The organism is Pseudomonas sp. SDO55104_S430 (genome assembly GCF_054070595.1).
The window spans coordinates 1-2,989 of record NZ_JBSVXG010000393.1; the positions used below are offsets into that span (position 1 = coordinate 1).

Below are 2,989 nucleotides of genomic sequence, written 5' to 3' on the forward strand. Positions count from 1 at the left end.
TCATTCGGCACAGATGTCGCCTGACACACCGCCTTCGCGAGCAAGCCCGCTCCCACAAGGTTTTTGAGTGATTCAAAGAACAGGAGGACACCACCTTATGGCCGTATTTTCCCATTGCGTCGGCGCCCAGACCTATCGCTTCGACAGCCTCAAGGAAGTGATGGCCAAGGCCAGTCCGGCGCGCTCCGGGGACTTTCTGGCCGGTGTCGCCGCCCTCAACGATGTCGAACGGGTCGCCGCGCAGATGGCGCTGGCCGATATTCCATTGAGCCACTTCCTGCAGGAAGTACTGATTCCCTATGAAGCCGATGAAGTCACCCGACTGATCATCGACACCCACGACAAACAGGCGTTCGCGGTCGTCAGCCACCTCACCGTCGGCGGTTTCCGCGATTGGCTGCTCAGCGATGCCGCCGATGAACAGCCCCTGCGCGCCCTCGCCCCTGGTCTGACCCCAGAAATGGTCGCTGCCGTCTCGAAGATCATGCGCGTACAGGATCTGGTGCTGGTGGCACAGAAAATCCGCGTGGTGACGCAGTTCCGCGGCACCCTCGGCCTGCGCGGGCGACTGTCCACTCGCCTGCAACCGAACCACCCGACCGACGAACCCGCCGGTATCGCCGCGAGCATCCTCGATGGCCTGCTGCACGGTAATGGCGATGCCATGATCGGCATCAACCCCGCTACCGACAGCATTGCTTCCATCTGCGCCATGCTGGAGATGCTCGACGCCATCATCCAGCGCTACGAGATTCCGACCCAGGCCTGCGTGCTGACCCACGTCACCACCTCCATCGAGGCGGTGAATCGCGGTGTGCCGCTGGATCTGGTGTTCCAGTCGATCGCCGGCACCGAAGCGGCCAACGCCAGTTTCGGCATCAATCTGAACGTGCTGAAAGAAGGTTATGACGCAGGCTTGAGCCTCAATCGCGGCACGCTCGGGCAGAACCTGATGTATTTCGAAACCGGCCAGGGCAGCGCCCTGTCGGCCAACGCCCACCACGGCATCGATCAACAGACCTGCGAAACCCGGGCCTACGCGGTGGCGCGACATTTCAACCCGTTTCTGGTGAACACCGTCGTAGGCTTCATCGGCCCGGAATACCTCTACAACGGTAAACAGATCATCCGCGCCGGCCTCGAAGACCACTTCTGCGGCAAGCTGCTGGGCGTGCCGATGGGCTGCGACATCTGTTACACCAACCACGCCGAAGCCGACCAGGATGACATGGACACCCTGCTGACCCTGCTGGGCGTGGCCGGAATCAACTTCATCATGGGCATTCCCGGCTCCGACGACATCATGCTCAACTACCAGACCACCTCGTTCCACGATGCGCTCTACGCCCGGCAGACCCTGGGCCTCAAGCCGGCGCCGGAATTCGAGGCATGGCTGGCGAAGATGGGAATTTTCACCCAGGCGGACGGCAAGGTGCTGTTCGGCAACAGCCTGCCGCCGGCTTTCCGTCAGGCCTTGGCGCAATTGGGATGAGTGTTGATATGGAAAAACTGCCCTTCGATCCGCACAACCCCTGGCAGGAACTGCGACGCCTGACCCCGGCGCGCATTGCCCTGGGCCGCACCGGCACCAGCATGCCGACCCGCGCTCAACTGGACTTTCAATACGCCCATGCTCAGGCGCGGGATGCGGTGCATTTGCCGTTCGACCACCGGGCGCTGCGCTCGCAACTGGCCGAACACGGACAGGACAGTCTGCTGCTGCACAGCGCCGCAACAGACCGCAACAGCTACCTGCAACGCCCCGATCTGGGGCGAAAGTTGAGCGATGACTCCGCACAAGCGCTGCGTGATTACGCTTCGGCCCAGCCGGGCGGCGTCGATTTGGTGATTGTGGTCGCCGACGGCTTGTCAGCTTTGGCGGTTCACCGGCATACCCTGCCATTTCTGGCGCGTATGGAAGAACACATCCGGGCGGAGAACTGGAGCGTCGCCCCGGTCATCCTCGTGGAACAGGGCCGCGTTGCAGTCGCTGACGAAATCGGCGAACTGCTGGGCGCCAGAATGACCGTGATCCTGATCGGCGAACGCCCTGGCCTGAGCTCTCCGGACAGCCTGGGTTTATATTTCACCTACAATCCCAAGGTCGGCCTGACGGACGCGTACCGTAACTGCATCTCCAATGTGCGTCTGGAAGGCTTGAGTTACGGCATGGCGGCACACCGTCTGCTGTATTTGATGCGCGAAGCCTGTCGGCGACAGTTGTCGGGGGTCAATCTGAAGGACGAAGCGCAGATTCACACGCTGGAGGAGGATTCAGGCTCAGACATGAAAGGCAATTTCCTGCTCAGCCCGCCGCAGGTCTGAAACGTTTGCGCGTTGCACTTTCGTTCCAGGTTGAGGCAGGATCGGATCCACGGCCTCCCGAGTTCCCCGTCGCCGTCCAAGCACGCAAGACAGCCACTTGAAGACGAGACTTACCATGCGGATTATTCAAGCGACCCTCGAACACCTGGACCTGCTGACCCCGTTGTTCGTCAAATATCGCGAGTTTTATGGTTCCCTGCCGTATCCGGACTCGTCCCGGGCTTTCCTCGAGAAACGCCTGCGCCGTAAGGAATCGGTGATCTACCTGGCCTTGTCCGATGAGGACGACAAGAAACTGATGGGTTTCTGTCAGTTGTACCCAAGCTTCTCCTCCCTTTCGCTCAAGCGCGTGTGGATCCTCAACGACATTTACGTCGCCGAGGACGCCCGTCGCCAGCTGGTAGCCGATCATCTGATTCGCACCGCGAAGAAAATGGCCAAGGAAACCAGCGCCGTGCGCATGCGCGTTTCCACCAGCAGCGACAACGCCGTGGCGCAGAAAACCTACGAATCCATCGGATTCAAGGAAGACACCGAGTTCAAGAACTACGTGCTGCCGATCAGCGACAAGCTCTGATATACGCTTAGCGTGGCCTTGTGGCGAGGGGGCTTGCCCCCGTTGGGCTGCGAAGCGGCCCCAGAAAATGGGACTGCTGCGCAGTCC

At 60.9% G+C, this 2,989-nt stretch carries 3 protein-coding genes; all 3 read left to right on the forward strand.

The genetic code is table 11. The annotated features are described in order from the left end of the window. Positions 1-97: 97 nt before the first annotated feature. The 3 genes from ACW9JE_RS29945 (at position 98) to ACW9JE_RS29955 (ending at position 2,902) form a co-directional block, all read left to right on the forward strand. A complete protein-coding gene (locus ACW9JE_RS29945) occupies positions 98-1,492 on the forward strand; it encodes an ethanolamine ammonia-lyase subunit EutB (protein WP_457434812.1) in 1,395 nt (464 codons plus the stop codon). An 8-nt stretch (positions 1,493-1,500) separates the two neighbouring features. Further along, on the forward strand, positions 1,501-2,325 hold the full coding sequence (gene eutC, locus ACW9JE_RS29950) for an ethanolamine ammonia-lyase subunit EutC (protein ID WP_457434813.1): 825 nt from the start codon (positions 1,501-1,503) through the stop codon (positions 2,323-2,325). Positions 2,326-2,440: 115 nt separating this feature from the next. Next, positions 2,441-2,902, forward strand: a complete 462-nt coding sequence (locus tag ACW9JE_RS29955) for a GNAT family N-acetyltransferase (protein ID WP_457434814.1) — start codon at positions 2,441-2,443, stop codon at positions 2,900-2,902. Positions 2,903-2,989: the final 87 nt, after the last annotated feature.